The organism is Catenulispora sp. MAP12-49, from assembly GCF_041262705.1.
Lineage (GTDB): Bacteria > Actinomycetota > Actinomycetes > Streptomycetales > Catenulisporaceae > Catenulispora.
Genome location: NZ_JBGCCP010000001.1, coordinates 551,964 through 577,224, shown reverse-complemented (window position 1 = coordinate 577,224; position 25,261 = coordinate 551,964). Strand labels below are relative to the sequence as shown.

Sequence of the window (25,261 nt, the reverse complement as noted above, 5' to 3'; positions counted from 1 at the left end):
CGACAGATACGACGACCGACACAGCCGCGCCCGGCCTTATCCACAGCTGTACACAGCTTCTGCGTACGACCTGTGGAAAGCCTGTGGGAAACGTGATGCCGGCCCGCCGGTCCCGCAGGGGCCAGAGCACAGAATGGAGCCGCAGGCCGTGTCCGACCCGCAAGGCTACACCCCGGTCCCGCACCCGCCGGCCGCGCCCGGCGAGGCGACGGCGCTGTGGCCGCACTTCCGCGCCCGCGTCGAGTCGGACAGCTCCCTGACCAAGAGCGAGCAGGCCTTCCTCATGATCCCGGAGGCCCGGACGGTGATCGGCGACACAATCGTGCTGGCCGTGCCGGACGACTTCTCCAAGAACTATCTGGAGCAGCGGCTCGAGCCGATGCTCACCACCCATCTGGCCGCGATGTTCGGTCCGGACATCAAGTTCAGCCTGTTCGTCGACAAGGCGATGGAGAACACTCCCGCCCCGGCCTCGACACCCAGCCCGGTCCCGCCGGCCGCCCCGGTCATCCAGCAGCTCGCGCCGCCCCCGGCGCACTGGACCCCGCCGCCGGCGCCCCTATCCGGCGCCGAGCAGGCCGTCCCGCAGGCTTTCCACAGCGAGCCGGCCTTCACCACCGAACTGCCCCGGCCCTCGGCCGGCGGCGTGGCCCTGCCCCCGCCGCGCATCTCCGAGCCGCCGCCCGAGGAGAGCGACCCGATAGCGGCCACCCTGTCGTTGTCCACCGGCAGTCCCGGTGCGCGCTCCTCGATGCCCGACGACGGCGCCAAGGCCCAGCAGGCCAAACTCAACGAGAAGTACGTCTTCGAGACGTTCGTCATCGGCTCCAGCAACCGGTTCGCCCACGCCGCGGCGGTCGCCGTCGCCGAGGCCCCGGCCAAGGCATACAACCCGCTGTTCATCTACGGCGACTCCGGCCTGGGCAAGACGCACCTGCTCCACGCGATCGGCCACTACGCGCGCAACCTGTACCCGGGCACCCGCGTGCGCTACGTGTCCACCGAGGAGTTCACCAACGACTTCATCAACGCGATCCGCGACGGCGCCGGCAACCACCTGCGCAAGCGCTACCGCGACGTCGACATCCTGATGGTCGACGACATCCAGTTCCTGGAGAACAAGGAGGGCACGCAGGAGGAGTTCTTCCACACCTTCAACACCCTCCACAACGCCTCCAAGCAGATCGTCATCTCCAGCGACCGGCCCCCCAAGCAGCTGAACACCCTGGAGGACCGGCTGCGGTCCCGCTTCGAATGGGGCCTGATCACCGACATCCAGCCGCCCGAGCTCGAGACCCGGATCGCGATCCTGCGCAAGAAGGCGCAGCAGGAGGGCCTGAACGCGCCGCCGGAGGTCCTGGAGTTCATCGCCTCCAAGATCTCCACCAACATCCGCGAACTCGAGGGCGCGCTGATCCGGGTCACGGCGTACGCCTCGCTGAACCGGGCCCCTGTCGACTTGTCGCTGGCCGAGGACGTCCTGAAGAACCTGATGCCGGACGCGGCGGGTCCGGAGATCACGGTCTCGACGATCATGGTGCAGACCGCGATGTACTTCGGCATCACCATGGAGGATCTCTGTGGGACTTCCCGCAGTCGCATCCTGGTGACCGCGCGGCAGATCGCCATGTATTTGTGCCGGGAGCTCACCGACCTGTCACTGCCGAAGATCGGGCAGGCTTTCGGCGGCCGCGACCACACCACGGTCATGCACGCCGACCGCAAGATCCGCTCGCTGCTGCCGGAGCGCCGCGCCATCTTCAACCAGGTCACCGAACTCACCAACCGCATCAAACAGTCGGGCTGACCAGCAGTTCGTCCCCCGAGGGCCGTCACGCCGCAGCGCGTGGCGGCCCTTTGTGTCATGGGCCGGCCACGCCGGGCGCGACACGCCGAAGATCGAGAAAACCCGTGCCTCCCACCTTTCATAGCTCCTTGTCGACTAATGTCCTGCATGTCCGCTTCAAAGCTCTATGTCGCTAAGGAGATGACGGGACGAGAGGTCCGGACGCACGATGTTCGGCAGGTTCGACATGTCACCCACATGGCAGAACCCACGATCGCCGCAGCCTGGGGACAAGTCCGTGGAAAACTGGGGATAACCTGTGGACAACGCTGTGCGTAACTGAGTGGACGTGTGGATACCAGCGAGTTATCCCCAGAGATGATTTGTTTTCCACAGTTGAACACACAAGCAATGTGGACTAACAAAATAGGTCTGAGCTGCCCTAAGACCGGTTATCCACAGTATCCACAGCCCCTACTACTACTACGACTACAGATAGCTAACTCGGCCGATTTGAATCGTCTCGGCCCACATCTGTGGAAAACTTGCGGACCACTCGTCGGACGTCCCACCGCAGCGAAGACGGATTCACTCTTTCAGGGCCCTCTGACACTCCCTCCCCCGTTGTCGCCGTTTCCACTCCTGCCCAAGCTCGTTTCAGGCACACTGGAACCTCTCAACACGCACCGCCGATTCACAGCCTGTGGGTCGCAGACGGCATGATGGGACGCTGGTTCCGACGAGCAGCGAGCAAGCAAGCAGGAGGCGGTGTCCGGTGAAGTTCCGGGTGGAGCGCGACGTCCTTTCCGAGGCCGTGGCATGGACTGCGCGGTCCCTGCCCAGCCGTCCGGCCGCCCCGGTCCTGGCCGGCCTGGTCTTCGAGGCCGCGGAAGGCGATGGAGGGGACAGCGGCTCGGTCACCCTGTCCGGGTTCGACTACGAGGTCTCCTCGCGGGCCCAGATCACCGCCGACGTCACCGAGCCGGGCCGGATCCTGATCCACGGCAAGCTGCTCGCCGACATCGCCAAGTCGCTGCCGAACCGCCCCGTGGAGTTCTCCACCGAGGGCTCGAAGGTTCTCCTCAGCTGTGGATCCAGCCGCTTCACGCTGCAGACGCTCCCGGTCGAGGACTACCCGGCGCTGCCGACCATGCCGACCGCCACCGGCGCGGTCACCGCCTCGGGCCTGGCCGGCGCGGTCTCCCAGGTGGCCATCGCCGCCGGGCGCGACGACACCATCCCGATGCTCACCGGCATCCGCGTGGAGATCGAGGGCGAGAAGATCACCCTGGTGGCCACCGACCGGTTCCGGCTGGCCGTGCGCGAGCTCCAGTGGAAGCCGGAGCAGGACGACATGACCGCGACCGCCCTGATCCCCTCCAAGGTCCTGTCGGACACCGCCAAGGCGCTCACCGGGGGCGACTGGGTCTCCCTGGCGCTGTCCTCGGGCGATGCCGGCGAGGGCCTGATCGGCTTCGAGTCCGGTGACGGCGCCTCCAGCGGGGCCAAGGGCTCCCGGCGGATGACCTCCCGGCTGCTGTCCGGCGAGTTCGTGAAGTACCGCTCGCTGTTCCCGAACGAGTACAACATCACCGCGACCGTCGAGACCGGGCCGTTCCTGGAGGCCGCCAAGCGCGTGTCCCTGGTGGCCGACCGGACCTCGCCGATCAAGCTGGCCTTCACCCAGGGCGAGGTGACCCTGGAGGCCGGCGCGGGCGACGAGGCGCAGGCCTCCGAGGCCATGGACGCGGTCCTGGACGGCGAGGACATCTCCGTCTCGTTCAACCCCGCCTTCCTGCTCGACGGCCTGCAGGTGATCGACACCCAGTACGCGCAGCTGTCGTTCACGGTGGCCTCCAAGCCCGCGGTCCTCATGGGCCGCCCGGCGCTGGACGCCCCGGCGCAGGAGGAATTCCGTTACCTGATGATGCCGCTGCGTGTCCCCGGTCAGTCCGCGGGCTGACCCGGAAAGCGATCGCCTCTCAGGCCCCGTAAGGTCGGTTCTGACACGATCAGGTGAAGGTGACGGAAGAAACAGAGGGAAGACCATGGAGATCGGTCTTGTCGGCCTGGGCAAGATGGGCGGCAACATGCGTGAGCGCATCCGCCGCGCCGGACACACCGTTGTCGGCTACGACCGCGACCCCAAGCTGGCCGACGTCGGCTCGCTGAAGGAGCTGGTCCAGACGCTGGCCGCGCCGCGGGTGATCTGGATCATGGTCCCGGCCGGCGATGCCACCGACGCCACGGTGAACGAGCTGGCCGACCTGCTGCACACCGGCGACCTGGTGATCGACGGCGGCAACTCGCGCTGGACCGAGGACATCAAGCACGCCGAACTGCTGAAGACCAAGGGCGTCGGCTTCGTCGACGCGGGCGTCTCCGGCGGTGTCTGGGGCCTGCAGAACGGCTACGCCCTGATGGTCGGCGGCGACGAGGCCGACATCGCCCGCGTGCAGCCGGTCTTCGACGCGCTCAAGCCCGAGGGCGACAGCGGCTTCGTGCACGCCGGCGCGGTCGGGGCGGGCCACTTCTCCAAGATGGTCCACAACGGCATCGAGTACGGCATGATGCAGTCCTTCGCCGAGGGCTGGGAGCTGCTGGAGGCCGCCCCGCAGGTGACCAACGTGCGCGAGGTCTTCCGCTCCTGGCAGGAGGGCACCGTCATCCGCTCCTGGCTGCTGGACCTGCTGGTCCGCGCCCTGGACGACGACGAGCACCTGGCGGGCATCCGCGGCTACGCCGACGACTCCGGCGAGGGCCGCTGGACCGTGGAGGCCGGTATCGACATGGCCGTGCCGACCCCGGCGATCACCGCCTCGCTGTACGCGCGCTTCACCTCGCGCCAGGAGGACTCGCCGCAGATGAAGGCGGTCGCGGCGCTGCGCAATCAGTTCGGCGGACACGCCGTGCAGAAGGAGAGTTAGGACACCCATTGCGGGTCACGCATCTGTCGCTGGCGGACTTCCGCTCGTACGCCTCCCTCGAGATCGCGCTCGGGGGAGGCGTCACCGCGTTCGTCGGCCCCAACGGGCAGGGGAAGACCAACCTGGTCGAGGCGATCGGCTACATCGCCACCCTCGACAGCCACCGCGTGGCCACCGACCAGCCGCTCGTGCGCTTCGGCGCACCGCGCGCCATAGTGCGCGCGAACGTGGAGCGCGAAGGCCGTACACAGCTTGTGGAAATCGAGCTGAACCCGGGCGGGGCGAACCGGGCCCGGCTCAACCGCAATCCGGTCTCGCGGCCGCGCGAGGTCCTCGGGGTGCTGCGGACCGTGCTGTTCGCGCCGGAGGATCTGGCGCTGGTGAAGGGCGACCCCGGAGAGCGGCGGCGGTTCCTGGACGAACTGCTCGTCGCGCGCTGGCCCCGGTACGCCGGCGTCCGCGCCGATTACGACAGGGTCCTGAAGCAGCGGAACACTTTGCTGCGCACGGCCGCGATGGCCCGGCGTAACAAGACCTCCGGCCCCAACATGTCCACGCTCGACGCCTGGGACCACCACCTGGCGCTGGCCGGGGCCGAACTGGTCGCCGCGCGACTGAATCTGATCTCGACCTTGTCCCCCCTTGTGGACAAGTGTTACGTCGAGATCGCCGAGGGGGGCGCGACCCGCATCGGCTACCGCTCGACGATCTCCCCGGAGCCCGATCCGGCTGTCGCCGTCCTCACGGAACAGTTCATGACCGCTCTGGGCGAGGCTCGCGCTAACGAATTGGACCGCGGCATCACCCTGGTCGGCCCGCACCGCGACGAAATGCTGCTGGAGCTGACCTCGGCCTCCGGAGAACACATGCCGGCCCGCGGCTACGCCAGCCACGGCGAATCCTGGTCGTACGCGCTGGCATTACGTTTGGCCGCGTACGACCTGCTGCGCTCGGACGGGTCCGACGGCGGTGAGCCGGTCCTGATCCTGGACGACGTCTTCGCCGAACTCGACGCCAAGCGCCGCCGCCGGCTGGCCGAGCGCGTCTCCGGCGCCGACCAGGTGCTCATCACCGCGGCGGTGGAGGCCGACGTCCCCGAGCAGCTGATCGGGCAGAAGTTCCGGGTGGCCGACGGTCAGGTGGGTGAGGCGTGAATCCACAGCCTGTGGACAACGGTGGCGGCACAGACGGTGGCGCCGAGGGCTCGGGCGTCGACCTGGCCCGCGCCGCGCTGGCCGCGGCCCGCGCCCGGGGCCGGGACAACGGCGCGGGGTGGAGCGGCAACCGCCGGCGTAACACCAACTCGGGTCAGCGCTCGGGATCCGGCCCGGACGAACGCGATCCGCAGCTGCTGTCCTCGGCGATCCCCAGGATGATCGCGGACCGCGGCTGGAGTGTGCCGGCCGCGGTCGGCGGCGTCATGGGCCGCTGGGGCGAGATCGTGGGCAGCCACATCTCGGCGCACTGCCGGCCGGAGGAGTTCCACGACGGTGTCCTCACCGTCCGCACCGATTCCGCGGCCTGGGCCACCGAACTGCGGATGATGGCCCCGCAGCTGCTGGCGAAACTGAACGCCGAACTGGGGACCTCCCGCGCGGCCCACGGCGGCCGCGATGCCGCCGGCGCCATCGCGACCCTGAAAGTGGTCGGCCCCGGCGGACGCTGAGGCGATCTCGCCCGTTCCCTGTCTTTTGACCTTGTTCGGCACGACCGGCGGCGAATAGGTTCGCCCCGTGCCGCCGGCCCGCGCCTGGGGCGGTCTCGGCGGCCGCTGCGGCCCTCCGGCGTCTCATCTGCGACGATCGCCTGCTCAACAGGCCTGGATCGGCCCCGCCGACGCGGACGATAAACGTCCATATCTGTGACAATCACCCTCTCGCATCCTCAGATCGTGCAGGACGCTGTCGTGAGCCGCGTGCAGGGCGCCTCGTATGGGGGGACTTCAAAGACGGGCAAAAAATGTCTCTCGCGGCCTCACAGGGCCGTAGGAGGGCCACTTTGGTCAGCCGGGCAGGGTAGAATAAAGCCTGTAAGTCTTCCCCTTCGCGGCTCGCGTCGGGCCGCGACTGTCCGGTGGGTTCCTCCGACGGCGCGCTCCGAGGCCCGGGTCGTGTTTTGAGAAAGGGCCAGCGCGCCGTGGCGGACGTAGAACCGACCGGGGACAACACCACCCCAAGCTCCGATGGCACCTACAACGCCGACTCCATCAGCGTTCTGGAGGGGTTGGAAGCCGTCCGGAAGCGGCCGGGCATGTACATCGGCTCCACCGGCGAACGCGGTCTGCACCACCTGGTGTACGAGATCGTGGACAACTCGGTGGACGAGGCGATGGCCGGCTACGCCGACACCATCGAGGTCAGGCTGCTGGCCGACGGCGGCGTGAAGGTCGTGGACAACGGCCGCGGCATCCCGGTCGGCATCAACACCAAGACCGGCAAGTCCGCGCTGGAAGTCGTGATGACGATCCTGCACGCCGGCGGCAAGTTCGGCGACGGCGGCTACAAGGTCTCCGGCGGTCTGCACGGCGTCGGCGTCTCCGTCGTGAACGCGCTGTCCACCCGGGTCGAGGTCGAGGTGCACACCGACGGTTTCGTCTGGAACCAGGTGTACAAGCACGGCGTGCCCGAGTCCGAGGTGTGCAAGGGCGGCCCGGCCGAGGACACCGGCACCTCGACCGTCTTCTGGGCCGATGTCGACATCTTCGAGACCACGGTCTACTCCTTCGAGACGCTCTCGCGCCGGTTCCAGGAGATGGCCTTCCTCAACAAGGGCCTGACGATCTCGCTGACCGACGAGCGTCCGGAGTTCCTCGACGAGAACGGCGAGCAGCGCTCGGTGAAGTACCACGCCGAGGGCGGCATCGCCGACTTCGTGCGGCACATCAACTCCCGCAAGGGCGAGCCGGTCCACCCGAACGTCATCGACTTCGAGGGCGAGGACAAGGACCGCACCCTGGCGGCCGAGATCGCGCTGCAGTGGAACAGCCAGTACTCCGAGTCGATCTACACCTTCGCCAACAACATCAACACCCACGGCGGCGGGACTCATGAGGAGGGCTTCCGCGCGGCACTGACGACGCTGATCAACAAGTACGCGCGCGATCAGAAGCTGCTCAAGGAGAAGGACGAGAACCTCGCCGGCGAGGACATCCGCGAGGGTCTGACGACCATCGTGTCGGTGAAGCTCTCCGAGCCGCAGTTCGAGGGCCAGACCAAGGACAAGCTGGGCAACCCCGAGGCCAAGACGTTCGTGCAGCGCCTGGTCTACGAGAAGCTCGGCGAGTGGCTGGAGGAGAACCCGAACGAGGCCCGCGAGGTCATCCGCAAGACGATCCAGGCCTCCACCGCGCGCATGGCCGCGCGCAAGGCTCGTGAGCTGACCCGCCGCAAGGGTCTGCTTGAGTCCTCCTCGCTGCCGGGCAAGCTGTCCGACTGCCAGTCCAACGACCCGACGAAGACCGAGATCTTCATCGTCGAGGGTGACTCCGCCGGCGGTTCGGCCCGCTCCGGGCGCGACCCGATGACCCAGGCCATCCTGCCGATCCGCGGCAAGATCCTGAACGTGGAGAAGGCGCGCATCGACAAGGTGCTGCAGAACACCGAGGTGCAGGCGCTGATCTCGGCGCTGGGCACCGGGGTGCACGACGACTTCGACATCAGCCGGCTGCGCTACCACAAGATCATCCTGATGGCCGACGCCGACGTCGACGGCGCGCACATCAACACCCTGCTTCTCACGCTGCTGTTCCGGTTCATGAAGCCGCTGGTCGAGGCCGGGCACGTGTACCTGGCAGCGCCGCCGCTGTACAAGGTGAAGTGGACGAACAACGACTTCCACTACGCCTACTCCGACCGCGAGCGCGACCAGCTCATCGAGGCCGGCGTCGGCGGCGGCAAGCGGATGAAGGACGAGACCGTCCAGCGCTTCAAGGGCCTGGGCGAGATGAACGCCGAGGAGCTGCGGATCACCACCATGGACCGCGAGCACCGCATCCTGCGCCAGGTCACCCTCGACGACGCGGCCCAGGCCGACGACCTGTTCTCGGTCCTGATGGGCGAGGACGTCGAGGCCCGCCGCAACTTCATCCAGCGCAACGCGAAGGACGTCAGGTTCCTGGACATCTGAGTCCGCGACCCGTCCACGAACAAACCTGACGAGAGCACCACCTCTCCTTTACAGCGAGGATTGAGATTTGAGCACGGAGACTGTGGACGAGATGCCGCAGGAACACGACCGGATCGACCCGGTCGACCTCCAGACAGAGATGCAGCGCTCGTACCTCGACTACGCGATGAGCGTGATCGTCGGCCGCGCGCTGCCGGACGTCCGCGACGGCCTGAAGCCGGTGCACCGCCGCGTGCTGTACGCGATGTACGACGGCGGCTACCGCCCGGAAAAGGGCTACTACAAGTGCGCCCGCGTCGTCGGCGAGGTCATGGGTATCTACCACCCGCACGGCGACTCCCCGATCTACGACACCCTGGTCCGTCTGGCGCAGCCCTGGTCGCTGCGGATGGTGCTGGTCGACGGCAACGGCAACTTCGGCTCCCCGGGCAACGACCCGGCCGCGGCCATGCGCTACACCGAGTGCAAGATGGCGCCGTTGGCCATGGAGATGGTGCGGGACATCGACGAGGAGACCGTCGACTTCCGCCCCAACTACGACGGCCGCTCCTCCGAGCCGGTCGTGCTGCCCGCGCGTTTCCCCAACCTGTTGGTGAACGGCTCGACCGGCATCGCGGTCGGCATGGCGACCAACATCCCGAGCCACAACCTGCGCGAGGTCAACGACGGCGTCCAGTGGTTCCTGCAGAACCCCGAGGCGACCAACGAGGAGCTGCTCGAAGCGCTCATCGAGCGCATCAAGGGCCCGGACTTCCCGACCGGGGCGCTGATCGTCGGCCGGCGCGGCATCGAGGACGCCTACCGGACCGGCCGCGGCTCCATCACCATGCGCGCGGTGGTGAACACCGAGGAGATCAACGGGCGGATGTGCCTGGTGGTCACCGAGCTGCCCTACCAGGTGAACCCGGACAACCTGGCGTTGAAGATCGCCGAGCTGGTGAAGGACGGCAAGGTCGCCGGCATCGCCGACGTGCGCGACGAGTCCTCCTCGCGGACCGGACAGCGTCTGGTGATCGTCCTGAAGCGGGACGCGGTCGCCAAGGTCGTGCTGAACAACCTGTACAAGCACACGCAGCTGCAGGACTCCTTCGGCGCGAACATGCTGGCGCTGGTCGACGACGTGCCGCGCACGCTGTCGCTGGACGCCTTCATCCGGCACTGGGTCACGCACCAGATCGACGTGATCGTGCGCCGCACGCGTTTCCGTCTGCGCAAGGCGCAGGAGCGCGCGCACATCCTGGTCGGCCTGCTCAAGGCGCTGGACGCGATCGACGAGGTGGTGGCGCTGATCCGCCGCTCCCCCACGGTCGACGAGGCGCGCAGCGGCCTGATCGAGCTGCTGACCATCGACGAGGTCCAGGCCAACGCGATCCTGGAGATGCAGCTGCGCCGGCTGGCCGCCCTGGAGCGGCAGCGGATCGAGGCCGAGCACAACGAGCTGATGGCCAAGATCGCGGACTACACCGCGATCCTGGAGTCGCCGGAGCGGCAGCGGCGGATCGTCTCCGAGGAGCTGCAGGCGATCGCCGACAAGTACGGCGACGACCGCCGCTCGCAGCTGGTGCCCTACGAGGGCGACATGTCCATCGAGGACCTGATCCCCGAGGAGGACGTGGTCGTCACGATCACCCGCGGCGGCTACACCCGGCGGACCAGGACCGACCTGTACCGCTCGCAGAAGCGCGGCGGCAAGGGCGTCAAGGGCGCGCAGCTGAAGCAGGACGACATCGTCGACCACTTCTTCGTCACCACCACGCACCACTGGCTGCTGTTCTTCACGAACAAGGGCCGGGTGTACCGGGCGAAGGCGCACGAGCTGCCGGACACGGCCCGCGACGCGCGCGGCCAGCACGTGGCGAACCTGCTGGCGTTCCTGCCGGACGAGAAGATCGCCCAGGTGCTGGACCTGCGGGACTACGAGCAGGCGCCGTACCTGGTGCTGGCCACCAAGAACGGCCTGATCAAGAAGACCCCGCTGAAGGACTACGACTCGCCGCGCTCGGCCGGCGTCATCGCCATCAACCTGCGCGAGGACGACGAGCTGATCGCCGCCGAGCTGGTCTCCCCGGAGGACGACCTGCTGCTGGTCTCCAAGCAGGCGCAGGGTCTGCGCTTCACGGCGACCGACGAGGCGCTGCGGCCGATGGGCCGGGCCACCTCGGGCGTGATCGGCATGCGCTTCCGCGAGGACGACGTGCTGCTGTCGATGGACGTGGTCCGGCCGGACACGTTCCTGTTCACGGCCACCTCCGGCGGCTACGGCAAGCGGACCGCGGTGGACATGTTCCCGCTGCGCGGCCGCGGCGGCCTGGGCGTGATCGCGGCCAAGACGGTTGACGAGCGCGGCGGCCTGGTCGGCGCCTCGGTCGTGGACGAGGGCGACGAGGTCATGGCGATCACGCTGTCCGGCGGCGTGATCCGGACGCGGGTGTCCGAGGTGCGGCCGACGTCGCGGGACACCATGGGCGTGCGGGTGATCAACCTGAGCAAGGGCGACACGGTGCTCGCGATCGCGCGCAACGGCGACCCGGGCGAGGTCGAGGACGAGCTGGGCGAGGAGTCGGGCGAGGCGGTGGCCGCGGGCGCGGTGGCCGAGGGTTCGGAGAACGGCGCTGTGGGTGCTGCGGGCGTTGAGGGTTCTGAGGGCGCCGGCGAGGCGGCGGACTCGGACGTGGACGCGGTCGCCGACGCCGACGCCGACTCGGACTCGGACTCGGACGGTTCGGAGGGCTCCGGCGAGGAGTGATCGCCTGAGGCCTGGCAGAACGCGAGGCGGCGGCATCGGTGCGAGGCACCGGTGCCGCCGTTTGGTTTTCGGCGGTGGCGGCGCTTCACCGATGCGCAGACGGGTGACCCCCGTTCGGCGGTGTGCCGCAGGGCCCTGGACCTGGGACCGATTCCGCTACGTGTCCGGCTATGTGCACGGTGCAGCGTTGAGGTCCATCGAACATATGGTCCGAGCTACGGAAAATTGCGGGGCCGGGGAGACCTATGAGCATGAGAACGGTAGCTTGGCCGGGTGAGTAGCGAGACGACGACCGATCCCGGCCTCGGAACCGACCCCGACGGCGTCGGTGGCGGGCCCCGCGCTTACGGGGCCGGCCCCGGCGCCGCTTCCGTTCCCGACGCCGTGCCGCCCGGTGCGCACCGGCAGGCGCCGCCGCCGAACCAGCCGCCGAACCAGCCGCCGCCCGGTTACGGGCCGCCGCAGGGTGGGCGCGCGCCTGGTTATGCCCCTGGTCATGGCGGCCCCGGCATGCCCGGCGGCCCGGCGCCCCAGGCCGGACAGGGCCAGGGTGCTCATGGCGCGCACGCCGCTCCGATGGCCCAGGGCGTGCCCGGTGCTCATGGCGCTCCCTCTCACGGTGCTCCGGGCATGACGGGCCCCGGCCCCGCCCTCGCTCCTGCCTACGCTGCTGGCCCCAATGCTGCTCCCGGTGCTGGTCCTGGCGTCGGTCCTGCCTCAGGTCCCGCTGCTGGTCCAGGCGTTCCCGGCGCTCCCAGCGTTCCCGGCGCGCCCGGGACCCGCGGCGCCGCCGCGGCCGGTGCCGCCGCCAGCGCGAGCGCGGCCGTGTCGGGCGCGGCCACCGCGATCACGGCCGGCCTGTCTGGTCTGGCCGGGCGGCTTTCCAGCGGCGGAGGCCGTCGTACCGGGGCAAGACGCAAGGAAGCCCCTACCATGGGCACTGTGGCGTATCAGCAATCGGACTCCGCTCAAGGCCAGGCGGGCACCCGCCAGCAGGCCGGAGGCGGCTGGGCCGTGCGCCCGGGCAACCCGACCAACCCGGCCGCCGGCTCCCCCTCGGGCCAGCCCCGCTACCAGCAGCAGGCCCAGGCCCCCGGCGCCGCCCCGCGCGGCCGCAAGGCCCGCCTGCGCGTGGCGAAGGTCGACCCCTGGTCGGTGATGAAGACGACATTCGTCCTCTCGATCGCCTTCGCAGTCGTCTCGGTGGTAGCCGCGGCCCTCCTGTGGTCGGCCCTGAACGCCCTCGGCGTCTTCGACTCGATCAACCGCACCCTGGCCTCCGTGGCCCCCGCCAACCAGCCCAACAGCGTCACCCTGACCTCGGTCCTGTCCTTCGGCAAGGTGATGAGCTTCACGGCCCTGGTGAGCGTGGTGAACATCGTCCTGTTCACAGCCCTGGCCACCCTGGCCGCCTACCTCTACAACATGTGCTCATCCCTCGTCGGCGGCATAGAGGTCACCCTCGCCGACGACACCGCCTCCTGAAGCACCCCCCCACTAAGCGGTTTTGGGGCACCGCCCCCGGTGGGGTAAGCTTCTCGACGTTACCAACCGGGGCCTATGGCACAGTTGGTTAGCGCGCCGCCCTGATAAGGCGGAGGTCGGTGGTTCAAGTCCACCTAGGCCCACCCCGGTGAACAGCCTCGGATCTGTAAAGGTCCGAGGCTGTTTCGTTTTTGACCCTCAGTCCGACCCTCAATGGCTGAGGGTCACCCAGTCGGGCACCGGGCAGACGTCACGGCAGGGAATGCAGCCAGAAGATCAGCAGCGCGATGACACTGAGCACAAGGGATGCAACCAGCGCCAGCGCCCGCCATGGCTGCGGTCGGACTGGCAGACGGATGGCCAGGACGGCGAGCGCCAGCGAACCAGCCATGACGCCGCCGCCCGCGCCGATGCGAGTGCCAACGTGTGCGTCACAGACGTATGGCCGGCCGGACGTCCCGCCGCAGTCGGTGGCCGCGAGCGCGAACAACCAGAGAAGGCCCAGGCCGCCGTTGACGACCCAGGCCAGTATTTGTGTGGCCAATACTAAGGGTGTCCAGGTGCGTTTCGGCTTACCCGGGTTCTCGCCATATGGATTCACCCGCTTATAGTGCCTGTGTTCGGAGCAGGGTGAAATAAGCCCTTTGATCAAGCTCAGGATGCGGCCAAACGGGCAGGATCCCGATCCGGTCGACTGCTATGCGTTGGAGGGTGGGTGACTGTCGTTACCTCAGCCATCCCGAGCAGCGCGGAGACCAGGTTCCGGAGCGTGGCCAGGGTGTGCGAGAGATCAGCGGCTACCCTGGATTCCGACGTGGGCATGGTGCACACCCAGCTGACCAGCTCGAGCAGTGTCATCCCTCGGGCTCTTGCATCCTCGGTGAGGATCGCTCGGTCGTGCTCATCGAGTGTGTCCAGCCGCTCCAGATGGACCCTCCAACGGAAGGGCCGACGTCGTCGACCGTTTCGATGATCCCGCCGTCGTTATTGTCGTTGCGTTGCCTTCTCATGGTTCGAAGTATGTGTTCACACCTGAGCAGCCTCGGATCTGTACAGATCCGAGGCTGTCGGGTTTTCGGCCCTCAGTCGGCCCTCGACTATCGCGCCGGGATTTCCCGGACCAGGCGTGAAGACCAGTCGCACCAGACGTAGCCGGGGAGGAAGGCGCCGCCGGCCTCGTCGAGGTGCTCCTCGACGTAGGGGATCGTGGCGTCGCAGACCTCGGTGGCGGCATCGAAGAATCCGATGGTCTCCGGCTTGAGGTGGTAGCTCCAGCGAGGGTTGTACGGAGCCGTGTCGGGCTTGATGCGCCCGATGACGTGCGGCCGGTCGGTGGTCTCGCCCGACAGCAGTTCTCGTGCGTGTTCGATGTCCGCGGGGTTGTCCAGCCTCACCACGAACTGCTCGTGGGTGACGTCGGTCATGACGAAGTAGGCCGCGTCGTTGGCCTTGGCGTGTGCGGTGGCGGTGGCGTTCGCCGGTGTGGAGGTCAGTGCGATCATCGCGGTGGCTGCGAGCGCGCCGATGGTGGCTTTGACAGTGCGTTGCATGCTTTTCCCCTCGTCAGATGGGCTTTACACACGCACCGTAGTTGATCGGTGGCCAAAAATGATCTTCATCGCGTGGTGTCGGGCGGATTAGTCGGCGTGAGTCACAGAGTCCGCCGGTAGCGCATCCCGTACAGGTGCCCGCCTTTCACTATGACGGTGACCTCGACCACGGTGCCCTCCCGGTCGGTGATCGTGCGCAGTGTGCGCATGACCGGGACTCCGGGCGGGAGTTCCAGTGTTTCGAGTTCCGCGGTCGTGGGCTGGCGGACGTGGATCTCGTCGACGAACTCGTGCTGGTGGAAGCCCAGGCTGGCGAGGATTGCCGGGGCACCGCCGCGGATTCGTGCCGGGCTTTCCAGAGGTGTGCCGGCCGCTATGGCGGTGGGGTAGTAGGACCACGACAGCTCGAGGGGGTCGCCGTCGCGCAGGGTCAGGCGTTTGCGCAGGACCGCGGTTTCGTCGTCGGTCAGGCCCAGTTTGCGGGCGGCGTCCGTGGGTGGGCGTTCGCGGCCTACGTGGAGCATCTTGTAGGTGACGCGGGTGGCTGCCGGTTCGAGGTATGGGGCCGCGTCGATGATCTCGATGCGTTTGGCTCTGATGAGCAGGGCCTTGCCTTGGTGGCCGACTACGAAGCCTTCGGCTTTGAGCAGGGCTACTGCGCGCTGCGCTGTGTTCCATGCCGTGTCGTACATCGCCACGAGGCGTTTGAAGGGCGGCAGCTTCTCGGTGAGGTCTCCCGAGAGGATCTTCGCGCGCAGGTCCGCGGCGATCTGGGCGTGTCGGGGGCGGCCGTCGGTGCGCTGCATATCAGGTCTCGACCAGGGCTCGGTGGTGGAGGACGCGGCCTGCGGGGATCATGACGATCTCCATTGCTTCGAAGGGTGCGCCGGCCGCTGTCCTCACGACTCTGCGGATGCGGACCACGTGTGCGTCTCGGGCGATGCTCAGGAGCGTGGCCTCATCCGCGGTCGGTCGGGCATCGAGGTCGACCGCTTCGTCCGCGTGATGGGCCGTGTAACCGAGCTCTGCGAGCAGGGTGATCGCGCCGCCGGGGATGCGGCCCGGGCGTTCGAGTGCGGTGTCCGCGGCGACTGCGAGCGGGTAGTACGAGTCCGTCAGCTCGACAGGCCGATCGTTGAGGTACATGGTGCGGCGCCTCGCGATGACGCTCTTCGCCGGCGGTGTGTCGAGCGATTCCGCAACCCAATCCGGCGGGTTGACGGGGCCTGCCGACCGGAGTCTCTGCGTGCCGCGTCCGCCGGCGGCTGCTACGGCCTGTGCCCAGGTGTCCCCGCTGCCCGGCATGAGATAGGACGCGGTGTCGTCGATGCCTGGCGCCATCGTTTTCCTTCCCTGGACGCCTCAGCGCACGCCTCACGCTAGCAGCAGCAGTACAGCCCCGGACCGTCGTGATCCGAGGCTGTGCTTGCTTTGGCTTGCCGCGCTGGTTCTTAGCGGGCTTCGGCGCTACTCACATGCGCCGGTCAGCTGGTAGTAGCCCACCCAGACCGGACGGGAGTCGTCGGTGCTGGCGTACATCACGAAGTTGCCGTCGTTCTGGTACGTCACGCGGACGCCGCCCTTGCCGTTGGTGTTGGAGGCCCAGCAGACGTGGCCGTCGGCGCGGTACTCGACGAGGTTGCCGTCGCTCTGGAAGGTGAGCTTCGCGCCGGCCGGGTTGTGGATGTTGTCGCCCGCGTACATCGTGTCGCCGCGGTTCAGGTGGTCTCCGCCGGTGGCGGCGGCAGCGGTGCCGGCCGCCGACAGGGTGGCGGCCAGATACGCAGCTAGTCATGACGCCGCCTCGTCGGGTTTATGTGGGCCCGGCGAGGCGGTTCACTCGACATGATGAATATCTGGTTATTTCGGCCCATACACCCGGCATTGCCTGCGACGTCGGCCCGAGTCGGGGCATCGTGGACGGCGAGGCTACTGGATTCGTAGTACTTTGCTGGCCGAGCCCGCAAGGTACGCCGAACTATGCCGGTTCGTGACTACGCCGGTTCCTGCGGGGTGAGCGTCTGGTGGTAGCGGACGCCGTACAGATGCCCGCTGGTGATCATCACTGTCACCTCGAGGACCGTTCCCTCGGCGTCGGTGATGGTGCGCAGGGTGCGCATGACCGGGATCTCGTCCGGCAGCTCGAGGGTCTGCAGTTCCTCGGTCGTGGGTTCGCGGACCTGGATCTCGTCGATGAGGCCGTGCTGCTGCCAGCCCAGGGCGGCCAGGGCGGTGGGCGCCGTGGCCAGGTCGCGCTGGATCTGGTGCGGCGGCCTGTCCAGGGCGGTGCCGGTGACCACTGATTCGGGGTAGTACGACCACTCGATCTCGACCGGGTCGTCGTCGCGGAGCATCAGGCGTTTGCGCAGCAGCGCGGTCTGGTTCTCGGCCAGGCCCAGCTTCGCCGCCGCGTCTGTCGGCGGGCGTTCCTGGCCGATGTGCAGGACCTGGTAGGTGATGGTGTCCGCCGGCGGCTGGAGCTGGGAGGCCGCGTCGGTGATGCGGATGCGGTCGGAGCGGATGATCAGGGCTTTGCCCTGCTGGCCCTCGACGAAGCCCTCCGCCTTGAGCAGCGCCACGGCCCGCTGGGCGGTGTTGGTGGAGGTGTTGTACAGGTCCTTCAGCAGCTTGAACGTCGGGAGCGTGCCGGTGATGTCGCCGGAGAGGATCTTCGCGCGCAGGTCCGCGGCGATCTGTGCGTGCCTCGGACGGTCGTCGATGCGCTTCATGTGTCGCAGGCCCCTACTTCCATCGAATCCCTTCCGTGCGACCTCAGCGACACAGTAGCAGCACGAGGCCGGTATGCGGCGTTCGTGGGTGGGAGGTGGCAAATAGCCGGAAATCCTTGTAGCAATACTGGGAAGTCAGTAACCTGAGGTGCGCCTCCGCGATCAGAAGCTGACGGCGCGTTACGAGATCGCAGGGCACGTTCCGCCGAAAGGAGACTGAAGGTGCCTCGATTCGAGATCGGCCAGGTTCCGGCGATGTTCGACATCGCGGTGACCGAGGCCGAGGCGGGGTTCCAGCGCCGGTTGCTGTCCGCCGGCTTCACCACCAGCTATCTGGCCTTGCTGGGGCTGGCGGCGACGCTGACCTTCGACGCCGGCGAGTACTTCCCGTCCGGCCGGGAGGCGCGCCGCGACCTGAGCGAGTGGCACGGGTATCACCGGGGCCTGCAGACCGCGTTGGCCTGCCTGATCATGCACGAGACCGGGAGCAATCCGCGCCAGGCCGCGCTCCAGGTCTCCGAGCACACCGAGACGCTGATCCGGTGCCGGTGGAACAGCCAGCCGCCCAAGGGCGGTGGGTGAGCCATGGAGGTCTGGTCCAGGGAGTTCGCCGGTCGGCCCGAGTGCCTCCTGGAGGCGCGCCGCTTTGTCTACGCCGTGCTCGGCGGGTCCGACGCGGCGCACATCGCGGCGCTGGTCGCCGACGAGTTGGCCGGCAACGCCATCAAGCACACGGCCAGCGGCGCGCCCGGAGGGGAGTTCGTCCTGCGGCTGGCCCGGTACGGCAACCGGTGCCGGGTGTGGGTCGACGACCAGGGCGGGCCCACCACGCCCTCGGTCTGCGCCGCCGACGACCACGACGAGGCCGGGCGGGGCCTGACCATCGTCGCCATGCTGTCGGCCCGGTGGGGTGTCGAGGGCGACGAGCATGCCCGCTCGGTGTGGGCCGAGATCACGTTCGAGGAGGTCACGGCGATATCCGGCACCGACGGACCGTCCGTCGGGCTCCCCCGTCAAGCAAGTGCGAAAAGAAAGGTCGGCATGACGACGGACGAGTGGGCGTGTTGATGGCGCTGCACGTTGACTACACGGCGGAGCGCGCCTTCGCGCGGATCGTCGGCGGCCTGCGGTCCGCCCGCCTGGACGCCGGGCTCTCCCAGAACGCGCTCGCCGTCGGCATGCCGGTTCGGGGCCGTGCCATCTCCGAATGGGAGACCGGGGCGATAGAACCGACGCTGGGGCACCTGATCCAGTGGTCGCACGAGCTCGGCCGGCGGCTGGTGATCATCGGCCGGGACGGCGAACTGCGCATAGGCCCGGTGCGCCAGCGGCCCGGGGAGACCTTCGAGATCTTCGAGCGGCGGCGGTTGGCGGTGCCGCTGCGCAACCGCCGCCTGGCCTTGGGGATGGCCCAGGGGGAACTCGGCGCCCTGGTGGGCGTCAGCCGGGACTCGATCCAGCGCTGGGAACTGGTCCGGGTGCCGCCGCGGCCGATCGCGCACGTGATCTGGGCGCAGAAACTCGGCTACTCGCTGGATGTCCTGGCCGTCCCCGACAACCCTCGGCGCGTCCGGCGCCCCTCGTCCGGCGCGCCGTGCCCGCCTTGCTCGCCGATGATCAAGGCTTCTACGCTCGGTCGTGTGGATCGGACACCAGGGGAGGCCCGCTGATGGCCGGCTCGATCTTCCTCTCGGGCGGAGGCGGTGTCGCCGACACGGCGCTCCTGGATTTCGCTTTCGCGGCGGCGCTCGGCTCCGGGCGGCTGTCGTACTGGCCGGTCGCCGTGGATCCGGCCGAAACCGCCTACACCGATTGCCTGGACTGGCTTTCCGGCGTGCTCGGTCCGTTCGGCGTCGCCGAGATCGACGTCTGGGACGGTACGGGCAGCGGGCTCGGGCGACGTCTTCCCGGCTACAGCGGCGTCCACATCGGCGGCGGCAACACCTTCCGCCTGCTCGATGTCGTGCGGCGCACCGGAATGGAGTCGGCGTTGCAGGCCTTCATCGACGACGGTGGCGCGGTGTACGGGACCAGCGCCGGCGCGGCGTTGCTGGGCGCGGACATCTCGACCATCGCGCATCTGGACCCGGATCCTTATGACACCACCGATACCCGGGGCCTCGACCGGATCGCGGGGCACGGGGTGTTCGTCCACCATTGGCCTGAGGATGCGCCACTGGTTCGGGACTGGGTGCGCCAGAATCAGAAGCCTGCCGTGGCCCTGCACGATCGCGCCGGGGCGGTGGTCACCGATGGCCGGCTGACCGCCGTCGGCTATGAACCGGTGTGGATTTTCCGAGCAGACGGGACTGAGGCCCTGAGCGTGAAGCCGGGCGAAAGCATCGAGCTGCGCTGCTGAACGTATCGAGCTGCTCTGCGGAGAGCAGCTCAGTACAGTGGCTTCGCATGACCGACACCGCCGGCGAGATCGAGATCACCGCAGACCTGGTCCGAGACCTGTTGCGGGAGCAGCATCCAGACCTCGCGGAGCTGAGCATCCGCGAGGTGGCCGGCGGCTGGGGCAACCAGATGTGGCGTCTGGGGGACGAACTCGCCGTGCGCATGCAGCGCATGGACCGGACTCCGGCGCTCCAGCTCAAGGAGCGGCGGTGGCTTCCCGTGCTGGCGCCGCGCCTGCCGTTGGCGGTGCCGACTCCGGTGCGGTTCGGCGAACCGTCCGAGCGTTTCCCCAAGCACTGGACGGTGATGACGTGGGTGGACGGCGAGCCGCTGGACCTCGCCTCGATCAGCCGCGGTGCTCACGCGGCCGACATGCTGGCGGGCTTCCTCCGCGCGCTTCATGTGGAGGCGCCCGCCGAGGCGCCGATCTCGGTGGACCGCGGTTTCCATCCCAGGGACTGCACTGATGGTTTCGAGCACTTCATGGGGGCTGTTGATCTTGACGAAGGGGCCGCCGACGCCGGAGCGATCCGGGCGGTCTGGAAGGACGCCGTCGAGGCCGACGCTTGGGCGGGTCCGTCGGTGTGGGTACACGGCGACCTTCATCCCGCGAACGTCGTCGTCTCGGACGGGACGCTCTCGGGGGTGGTCGACTTCGGCGACGTAGCCGCCGGCGATCCGGCCTGGGACCTCGCTGCCGCGTGGGTGCTGCTCCCCGCAGGCATGGCTTCGCGGTTCTTCGACATGTACGCGGGAGCGGACGAGGTTGCGATCCGGCGCGCCCGCGGGCTGGCCGCTCTGAAGAGCCTCTTCCTGATCCTCATGGGACAGAACGGAGATCGGGGCCGGCCCGGCGGCAAGCCGCACTGGGGACCCCTGGGCTGGGCGGCACTCGATCGGGTGCTGGAAGGCTGAACACGGCGGGCGAGCACAGGGGGCGAACGCAAGGGACCACCACGCGGACATGGTCAGCGCCCCGGAGCCACCTGCCGGGGCGCTGACGTCCGTGGCCGGCTAGCTCATCTGGCCTGCTTCGAGCTTGCCGATCATGGTCTTCACCTGGTTGATCGGGATGGAGAACCCGAGGCCGACGCTGCCGCCCTGGGCGTTGTAGGAGCTGGTCGGCGAGTAGATCGCCGAGTTGATGCCGATGACCTGGCCCTGCGCGTTCAGCAGCGGGCCGCCGCTGTTGCCGGGGTTGAGGCTGGCGTCGGTCTGGATCGCCTTGTAGGTGACCTGGCTGCCGCTGCCGGAGAACCGGCTGCTGCTCTCGCTGCTGACCGTCACCTGCCGGTTCAGGGCGCTGACGATGCCGCTGGTCACCGTGCTCTGCAGGCCGTCGGGGGAGCCGATGGCGATCACCGTGTCGCCGACCTGGACCTTGTCGCTGTCGCCGAGGCTCGCGGTGGGCAGGCCGCTCTCGTTCTGTGCCTTGATCACCGCCAGGTCGCTGCCGGTGTCGGCACCGACGATGGCGGCCTGGGTGGTCTTGCCATCGTTGAAGGTGATGGTGATCTGGCCGTTGCCGTTCGTGGCGTCGGAGATCACGTGGTTGTTGGTCAGGATCAGGCCGTCGGAGGACAGGATGACGCCGGAGCCGACGGACTTGCCCTGGTAGGAGTCCACCGAGACCTGGACCACGGTCGGCAGCGCGGCCTTGGCGACCTGGCCGACGGTGGTGGTCGGGGTCCCGGTCTGGTTGCTCACCGGGGTGTTCACGGCCGTGTTGTTCACCGGGGAGCCCACGGACGTCGCGTTCGAGGAGGTGTTGTGCGAGGCGATGGTCCCGGCGATGCCGCCCGCGGCGGCCGAGGCGGCGATGGTGCCGGCGACGATGAGTGCCACTCCCATCCGCCGCTTGCGCCTCGGCCGCTGCGGGGGCTCCGGGGTGAACGCCGGATGGTACGGCGGGTATCCGGGTCCGCCGGGTCCGCCGGGTCCGCCGGGTCCGCCAGGACCCCCGGCGTCGCCCGGGGTGCCGTACCCCGGCGTTGTCGAGGTGATCGGGGTGTACGGGGGCACTGCGCCTGAAGGGGTGGAAGTGCCTGAGGAATCTGAGGTGTCGGAGGAGGCCGAAGGGGAAGTCTGGGCCGGACCGAACACCGGCCCGGAAGACGGGTGGCCCCACGGCTGCGGGTTGCCGGTGCTGGGCTGCTCCGGCTGGTACGGGTCGTGCTCGAATCCGGTCATGGCTCCACCGTGCCCGCGCACGATGAGAGTGCCTTGCCGAGAGCATGAGAATCGGTGAAGAAAGCCGTGAAGCCGACGGCCCGATTCCTAAGGAAACCGAGTTGTCCCAGGTCGCGGGAGGCGGCCATCATCGGGCGATGGACCGTGATCCGCTCGGCGACGCCCGGGCCCTGGTGGCCGACCGTTATCCACAGGCTGTGTGGGCCGTGCTGGCCGGCAGCGTCCTGACCGCGTACCGGACGGCGGGCTCGGATCTCGACATCGTCGTGGCACTTCCCCTCGGCGACGCCCTCGCGCCCCGCCGCGAGTCGCTCGTCTTCCGCGAGTGGCCCGTCGAGCTGTTCGTGCACGACGAGCAGACCCTTGACGCCTGGCTCGGCAAGGAGCGCCTGGAGCGCAAGCCGACCCTGTTCCGGATGGTCGGCTGCGGCACGGCGATCGTCGGCGATCCGGCCGGGCGGCAGGCGGAATGCCGTGCGGTCCTGGAAGCCGGCCCCGAGCCGTTGGGACCGGCGCAGCTGGAGCGGGTCCGCTACGGCCTCACCGATCTGCTCGACGATCTCGTCCACGCCACCGATCCCGGCGAGCGGCAGGTGATCGCGGCCGCGCTGTGGAAGGACGCGGCGCATTGCGCGCTGGTCGCCGCGGACCGCTGGGACGGCACCGGCAAATGGCTCCTGCGGGAACTGCGTGCGCACGATCCGGACCTCGCCGGCCGCTGGCTGGCGGCACAGCCCGATCCCGCCGCGATCGAGGCCTTCGCCCGCGACATCCTCGACCGTCTCGGCGGGCCGCTGTTCGACGGCTACCAGGCCGTCGCGCCGCGTCCGGAGGCTACGAAGCCGGCGTGAGGGTCAGGGGGAACTCGGTCAGCGTGACCGAGGGCCCTGACGGGTTCGCGATGTCGGTCAGCTCCACGGGATCGGTCATCAGGTACACCGCGTTCCTCGGCGGGAAGGACGTCAGATTCGTGTTCAGCAAAGGGAACGCGGTCTTGTTCGTGAACGTCGCGGGCTGACCGTCGCCGCACGGGCTGTGCTGCATGGAGACGGTCAGGTCCTGGGCCAGCGACTCGGCGGCCGGGAACTCCCGGCCGGCGGCCGGCGCCACGAAATCGCCGACGGCCGGGGTCTTCTCCGACACCGTCACCGTGCCGAGGTCGGCGTCGTACCCCGTCAGCTGCTCGGCATCGGTCTCTACGGCGACGGTCGGCTGGACCCCGGCCACTCTGTCGCCGACGTGTAGCTGCCCGGTACCCAGGACTTCGAAGCGATGGACCACGCCGTCGCACTCCAACACCATGTCGCCGTCCTCGGTGAGGGCGACGGCGGTTCCGGAGGCGGGCAACGACTTCCCGCCCGCAGGCTCGGCGGCGGCGTGGGCGGAGAAACCGTTGGCGGAGAAGAGGAAAACGGAGCCGGTGACGGCCAGCACGGGACGCATTCTCATGGCCGGTCCTTTCGGGAGGATTTGTCGATTAGGTGGTCATTATGGTCGCTCATGCCACTGACAATCCCGGCCCCACGCCGTGCGCGGTCCGCCTTATCGCGCGTCGCCCCCTACCGGAGTCCCTTGCAGTGCAAGCGGATTCGGGAACGGGGGCCAGAACGGCAGCGGCCGCGGTCCGAGAGTCTCGGCGTACGCGTTCTCGGCCAGCGCGCGCAGGAACGCGGCCTGGCTGGCCTGTCTGCGGATCCGTTCGGCCCGCACCGGATCGCTGGGGACCCGCCCGGGCCAGCGGGCCGCCGGGGCGGTGGCCGGGGTGGGCTCGGCCTGGACCGGAATCTCAAGTTCCTGATACCGCGGCGCGTCCTCGGCGACCAGCGCCCGCGCCACCGAGTCCAGGGCGTCCATCATCCCGCCCGACATCGCCGCGCCGATTCCGCCGTCGGCCTGGAATGGATAGGGGATCTGGGCCCACACCGAGCGCGCGTCGCGGTCGCCCAGCACGCCCCACTTGTGGGAGATGGACGCGACCATCGCCAGCCCGCGCCCGGATTCGGCGTCCCAGTCGTCCTCGGCGTCCAGCTCGTCGAGCACCACGTGCGGCTCGGTCGCCGAGCCCTCGTCGTCGACCCGCACCCGCCAGTGGTCCGCGAAGGCCTCCAGGTGCACCACGAACTGTCCGCCGGGGGCGCCGCTGGCGGTGTGCACGATGGCGTTGCCGGCCAGTTCGGAGACGGCCAGGAGCACCAGCTCCGAGCCCGGCGCGTCGCCGAGCACCATCTGGGTGAACTGGCGGACCTCGGCGAGGTGCTCGGCCAGTCCGGGGAAGGAGCGAGACCAATAGGACATCTGGTGCCTCCCGGACGGTGGGGAGGGGGCCGTTCCGCCCTCCCGTCAGCCAGGCTAGCCCCCAATGAGCCCTTTTCTAGGGCATTTCAAGGAAGTTCCCTTATTTGGATGACACTTCCTCATCCAGGGCCAGCGGGGGCAGGCGTGCGAGGTCCATCTCCACCCGGTTGATGAGCCCGATCGCCTCTTCGCCGTACACAGCCGACTCCTCGAAGCGGCGGAACTGCGCCACGTGCGTCGAGACCTTGTCAGGCTGCGCCATCAGCAGTTCGCCGGTGAACATCTCCACGGCGACCTCGCGGTCGTCGTACAGGGTGAAGGTGACCATCGGCAGCCCGCGCATCGCCGAGGTCCACGGCAGGATCCCCACCCGCACCCCGGGATGGACCGCCATCTGGCGGAGCCGGTCGAACTGCGCGGCCATCACCGTCAGCTCGCCGGGCCAGGTGCGCAGCACGCCCTCGGTGATCAGGAAGGTGAACTCCCGGCCGTCCTCGAACAGCACCGACTGCCGCTCGGTGTGGGTCATCGCGGCCTTGCCGACCTCGCGCTCGGACAGCCACGGGGTGAGCCGGTTGGCGTCCCGGGCGTACTCGGCGGTCTGCAGCAGGCGCGGGATGATCGAGTTCGAGAACGTCGACACCGCCGAGCAGACGCGCTCGCGGTCGGCGATCTGGTTCAGCAGGGTCAGGCCCTTGCCGTAGCCGCGATTGCTCGCGGCGTCGGCGGCGGCCTGGCCGAGCAGGTCGAACAGACTCTCCTGCTCCTCGGCCGGCAGGTTCAAAGCCGTGACGATCCGGGCGAGCACGTCCCGGCTGGGAACCATCTTGCCGTGCTCGACCTTGGACACCGCCGAGGAGGTGACAGAGGCGGCCGCCGCGAGCTCTCCGCTGGACAGCGCGCGTTCCATCCGGAACTGCCGGATCCGGCCGCCCAGCTTGGCCGCGTAAGGACTTCGCACCGCACTCATACCCATTGGTTCTACACCACTTGTGAGGAATCGGTGACCGATCCGGCAGGATCAGTAG

The 25,261-nt window shown here is 68.7% G+C and carries 24 protein-coding genes and 1 tRNA gene; 15 read left to right on the top strand and 10 right to left on the bottom strand.

Annotated features, from left to right (window positions below):
- The first annotated feature begins 148 nt into the window (after positions 1-148).
- The 9 genes from dnaA to ABIA35_RS02555 all read left to right on the top strand — a co-directional run bounded on the left by dnaA (position 149) and on the right by ABIA35_RS02555 (position 13,212).
- Positions 149-1,807, top strand: coding sequence for a chromosomal replication initiator protein DnaA (gene dnaA, locus ABIA35_RS02595; RefSeq protein ID WP_370340955.1), 1,659 nt, complete (start codon positions 149-151; stop codon positions 1,805-1,807).
- A 754-nt stretch (positions 1,808-2,561) separates the two neighbouring features.
- Entirely contained in the window at positions 2,562-3,749 is a 1,188-nt protein-coding gene (gene dnaN / locus ABIA35_RS02590) for a DNA polymerase III subunit beta (protein ID WP_370340954.1), read from the top strand.
- 85 nt (positions 3,750-3,834) lie between these two features.
- Positions 3,835-4,713, top strand: a complete 879-nt coding sequence (gene gnd, locus ABIA35_RS02585; RefSeq protein ID WP_370340953.1) for a phosphogluconate dehydrogenase (NAD(+)-dependent, decarboxylating) — start codon at positions 3,835-3,837, stop codon at positions 4,711-4,713.
- An 8-nt stretch (positions 4,714-4,721) separates the two neighbouring features.
- Positions 4,722-5,867, top strand: a complete 1,146-nt coding sequence (recF, locus tag ABIA35_RS02580) for a DNA replication/repair protein RecF (RefSeq protein WP_370356371.1) — start codon at positions 4,722-4,724, stop codon at positions 5,865-5,867.
- A complete protein-coding gene (locus ABIA35_RS02575) occupies positions 5,864-6,379 on the top strand; it encodes a DUF721 domain-containing protein (protein ID WP_370340951.1) in 516 nt (171 codons plus the stop codon). The genes recF and ABIA35_RS02575 overlap by 4 nt, the downstream gene beginning before the upstream one ends.
- Positions 6,380-6,849: 470 nt before the next feature.
- Entirely contained in the window at positions 6,850-8,838 is a 1,989-nt protein-coding gene (gene gyrB, locus ABIA35_RS02570) for a DNA topoisomerase (ATP-hydrolyzing) subunit B (protein ID WP_370340950.1), read from the top strand.
- Between the two features lie 91 nt (positions 8,839-8,929).
- The gene (gene gyrA / locus ABIA35_RS02565; RefSeq protein WP_370356647.1) at positions 8,930-11,584 is read left to right on the top strand and encodes a DNA gyrase subunit A; all 2,655 of its coding nucleotides are present in this window, start codon (positions 8,930-8,932) and stop codon (positions 11,582-11,584) included.
- A gap of 933 nt (positions 11,585-12,517) precedes the next feature.
- Positions 12,518-13,069: a DUF3566 domain-containing protein gene (locus tag ABIA35_RS02560; protein WP_370340949.1), complete on the top strand. Its 552-nt coding sequence runs from the start codon at positions 12,518-12,520 to the stop codon at positions 13,067-13,069.
- Positions 13,070-13,138: 69 nt separating this feature from the next.
- Positions 13,139-13,212: transfer RNA gene (locus ABIA35_RS02555), tRNA-Ile, on the top strand.
- Between the two features lie 107 nt (positions 13,213-13,319).
- Here the strand turns inward: ABIA35_RS02555 and ABIA35_RS02550 are convergent.
- From ABIA35_RS02550 to ABIA35_RS02525, 6 genes are all read right to left on the bottom strand, one after another.
- Positions 13,320-13,670 (bottom strand): hypothetical protein, encoded by a 351-nt coding sequence (locus ABIA35_RS02550; RefSeq protein WP_370356369.1) that lies wholly within the window; start codon positions 13,668-13,670, stop codon positions 13,320-13,322.
- Positions 13,671-14,166: 496 nt separating this feature from the next.
- Positions 14,167-14,619: a calmodulin-binding protein gene (locus ABIA35_RS02545; RefSeq protein ID WP_370343250.1), complete on the bottom strand. Its 453-nt coding sequence runs from the start codon at positions 14,617-14,619 to the stop codon at positions 14,167-14,169.
- Positions 14,620-14,720: 101 nt separating this feature from the next.
- Positions 14,721-15,425 (bottom strand): GntR family transcriptional regulator, encoded by a 705-nt coding sequence (locus ABIA35_RS02540; protein WP_370356367.1) that lies wholly within the window; start codon positions 15,423-15,425, stop codon positions 14,721-14,723.
- A gap of 1 nt (position 15,426) precedes the next feature.
- Positions 15,427-15,960: a UTRA domain-containing protein gene (locus ABIA35_RS02535; RefSeq protein WP_370356365.1), complete on the bottom strand. Its 534-nt coding sequence runs from the start codon at positions 15,958-15,960 to the stop codon at positions 15,427-15,429.
- Positions 15,961-16,086: 126 nt separating this feature from the next.
- Complete coding sequence (locus ABIA35_RS02530) at positions 16,087-16,323, bottom strand: hypothetical protein (RefSeq protein ID WP_370343248.1); 237 nt, start codon at positions 16,321-16,323, stop codon at positions 16,087-16,089.
- A gap of 290 nt (positions 16,324-16,613) precedes the next feature.
- On the bottom strand, positions 16,614-17,348 hold the full coding sequence (locus ABIA35_RS02525) for a GntR family transcriptional regulator (RefSeq protein ID WP_370356363.1): 735 nt from the start codon (positions 17,346-17,348) through the stop codon (positions 16,614-16,616).
- A 222-nt stretch (positions 17,349-17,570) separates the two neighbouring features.
- Here ABIA35_RS02525 and ABIA35_RS02520 point away from each other — a divergent pair, with 222 nt between their 5' ends.
- Genes ABIA35_RS02520 through ABIA35_RS02500 form a run of 5 tightly spaced genes read left to right on the top strand, consistent with a single transcriptional unit; the run spans position 17,571 to position 20,663 of the window.
- A complete protein-coding gene (locus ABIA35_RS02520; protein WP_370356361.1) occupies positions 17,571-17,930 on the top strand; it encodes a hypothetical protein in 360 nt (119 codons plus the stop codon).
- A 3-nt stretch (positions 17,931-17,933) separates the two neighbouring features.
- Positions 17,934-18,416, top strand: coding sequence for an ATP-binding protein (locus ABIA35_RS02515; RefSeq protein ID WP_370343244.1), 483 nt, complete (start codon positions 17,934-17,936; stop codon positions 18,414-18,416).
- Positions 18,416-19,018, top strand: coding sequence for a helix-turn-helix domain-containing protein (locus ABIA35_RS02510; RefSeq protein ID WP_370356359.1), 603 nt, complete (start codon positions 18,416-18,418; stop codon positions 19,016-19,018). Before ABIA35_RS02515 ends, ABIA35_RS02510 begins: the two co-directional genes overlap by 1 nt.
- Positions 19,018-19,707 carry a Type 1 glutamine amidotransferase-like domain-containing protein gene (locus ABIA35_RS02505; protein ID WP_370356357.1) on the top strand — a complete coding sequence of 230 codons (690 nt, stop codon included), beginning with the start codon at positions 19,018-19,020 and terminating at the stop codon, positions 19,705-19,707. Before ABIA35_RS02510 ends, ABIA35_RS02505 begins: the two co-directional genes overlap by 1 nt.
- A gap of 47 nt (positions 19,708-19,754) precedes the next feature.
- Positions 19,755-20,663 carry an aminoglycoside phosphotransferase family protein gene (locus ABIA35_RS02500; RefSeq protein ID WP_370356355.1) on the top strand — a complete coding sequence of 303 codons (909 nt, stop codon included), beginning with the start codon at positions 19,755-19,757 and terminating at the stop codon, positions 20,661-20,663.
- A gap of 99 nt (positions 20,664-20,762) precedes the next feature.
- Here the strand turns inward: ABIA35_RS02500 and ABIA35_RS02495 are convergent, their stop codons facing one another.
- Complete coding sequence (locus tag ABIA35_RS02495; protein WP_370356353.1) at positions 20,763-21,938, bottom strand: S1C family serine protease; 1,176 nt, start codon at positions 21,936-21,938, stop codon at positions 20,763-20,765.
- Positions 21,939-22,075: 137 nt separating this feature from the next.
- On the opposite strand from ABIA35_RS02495, the gene ABIA35_RS02490 reads away from it, so the two are divergent.
- Positions 22,076-22,789 (top strand): nucleotidyltransferase domain-containing protein, encoded by a 714-nt coding sequence (locus ABIA35_RS02490; RefSeq protein ID WP_370356351.1) that lies wholly within the window; start codon positions 22,076-22,078, stop codon positions 22,787-22,789.
- On the opposite strand, the gene ABIA35_RS02485 is transcribed toward ABIA35_RS02490, so the two are convergent.
- From ABIA35_RS02485 to ABIA35_RS02475, 3 genes are all read right to left on the bottom strand, one after another.
- Positions 22,773-23,387: a hypothetical protein gene (locus tag ABIA35_RS02485; RefSeq protein ID WP_370356350.1), complete on the bottom strand. Its 615-nt coding sequence runs from the start codon at positions 23,385-23,387 to the stop codon at positions 22,773-22,775. The genes ABIA35_RS02490 and ABIA35_RS02485 overlap by 17 nt on opposite strands.
- A 93-nt stretch (positions 23,388-23,480) precedes the next feature.
- The gene (locus ABIA35_RS02480; protein WP_370356348.1) at positions 23,481-24,233 is read right to left on the bottom strand and encodes an ATP-binding protein; all 753 of its coding nucleotides are present in this window, start codon (positions 24,231-24,233) and stop codon (positions 23,481-23,483) included.
- 100 nt (positions 24,234-24,333) lie between these two features.
- The gene (locus ABIA35_RS02475) at positions 24,334-25,203 is read right to left on the bottom strand and encodes a Scr1 family TA system antitoxin-like transcriptional regulator (RefSeq protein WP_370343234.1); all 870 of its coding nucleotides are present in this window, start codon (positions 25,201-25,203) and stop codon (positions 24,334-24,336) included.
- Between the last annotated feature and the right edge of the window lie 58 nt (positions 25,204-25,261).

Coding starts and splice junctions, on each gene's coding strand:
- gnd (WP_370340953.1), top strand. CDS start 3,835: ATGGAGATCGGTCTTGTCGGCCTGGGCAAGATGGGCGGCAACATGCGT.
- gyrA (WP_370356647.1), top strand. CDS start 8,930: ATGCCGCAGGAACACGACCGGATCGACCCGGTCGACCTCCAGACAGAG.
- ABIA35_RS02560 (WP_370340949.1), top strand. CDS start 12,518: ATGGGCACTGTGGCGTATCAGCAATCGGACTCCGCTCAAGGCCAGGCG.
- ABIA35_RS02545 (WP_370343250.1), bottom strand. CDS start 14,619: ATGCAACGCACTGTCAAAGCCACCATCGGCGCGCTCGCAGCCACCGCG.
- ABIA35_RS02540 (WP_370356367.1), bottom strand. CDS start 15,425: ATGCAGCGCACCGACGGCCGCCCCCGACACGCCCAGATCGCCGCGGAC.
- ABIA35_RS02535 (WP_370356365.1), bottom strand. CDS start 15,960: ATGGCGCCAGGCATCGACGACACCGCGTCCTATCTCATGCCGGGCAGC.
- ABIA35_RS02530 (WP_370343248.1), bottom strand. CDS start 16,323: ATGTACGCGGGCGACAACATCCACAACCCGGCCGGCGCGAAGCTCACC.
- ABIA35_RS02525 (WP_370356363.1), bottom strand. CDS start 17,348: ATGAAGCGCATCGACGACCGTCCGAGGCACGCACAGATCGCCGCGGAC.
- ABIA35_RS02515 (WP_370343244.1), top strand. CDS start 17,934: ATGGAGGTCTGGTCCAGGGAGTTCGCCGGTCGGCCCGAGTGCCTCCTG.
- ABIA35_RS02510 (WP_370356359.1), top strand. CDS start 18,416: ATGGCGCTGCACGTTGACTACACGGCGGAGCGCGCCTTCGCGCGGATC.
- ABIA35_RS02505 (WP_370356357.1), top strand. CDS start 19,018: ATGGCCGGCTCGATCTTCCTCTCGGGCGGAGGCGGTGTCGCCGACACG.
- ABIA35_RS02500 (WP_370356355.1), top strand. CDS start 19,755: ATGACCGACACCGCCGGCGAGATCGAGATCACCGCAGACCTGGTCCGA.
- ABIA35_RS02495 (WP_370356353.1), bottom strand. CDS start 21,938: ATGACCGGATTCGAGCACGACCCGTACCAGCCGGAGCAGCCCAGCACC.
- ABIA35_RS02490 (WP_370356351.1), top strand. CDS start 22,076: ATGGACCGTGATCCGCTCGGCGACGCCCGGGCCCTGGTGGCCGACCGT.
- ABIA35_RS02485 (WP_370356350.1), bottom strand. CDS start 23,387: ATGAGAATGCGTCCCGTGCTGGCCGTCACCGGCTCCGTTTTCCTCTTC.
- ABIA35_RS02480 (WP_370356348.1), bottom strand. CDS start 24,233: ATGTCCTATTGGTCTCGCTCCTTCCCCGGACTGGCCGAGCACCTCGCC.
- ABIA35_RS02475 (WP_370343234.1), bottom strand. CDS start 25,203: ATGAGTGCGGTGCGAAGTCCTTACGCGGCCAAGCTGGGCGGCCGGATC.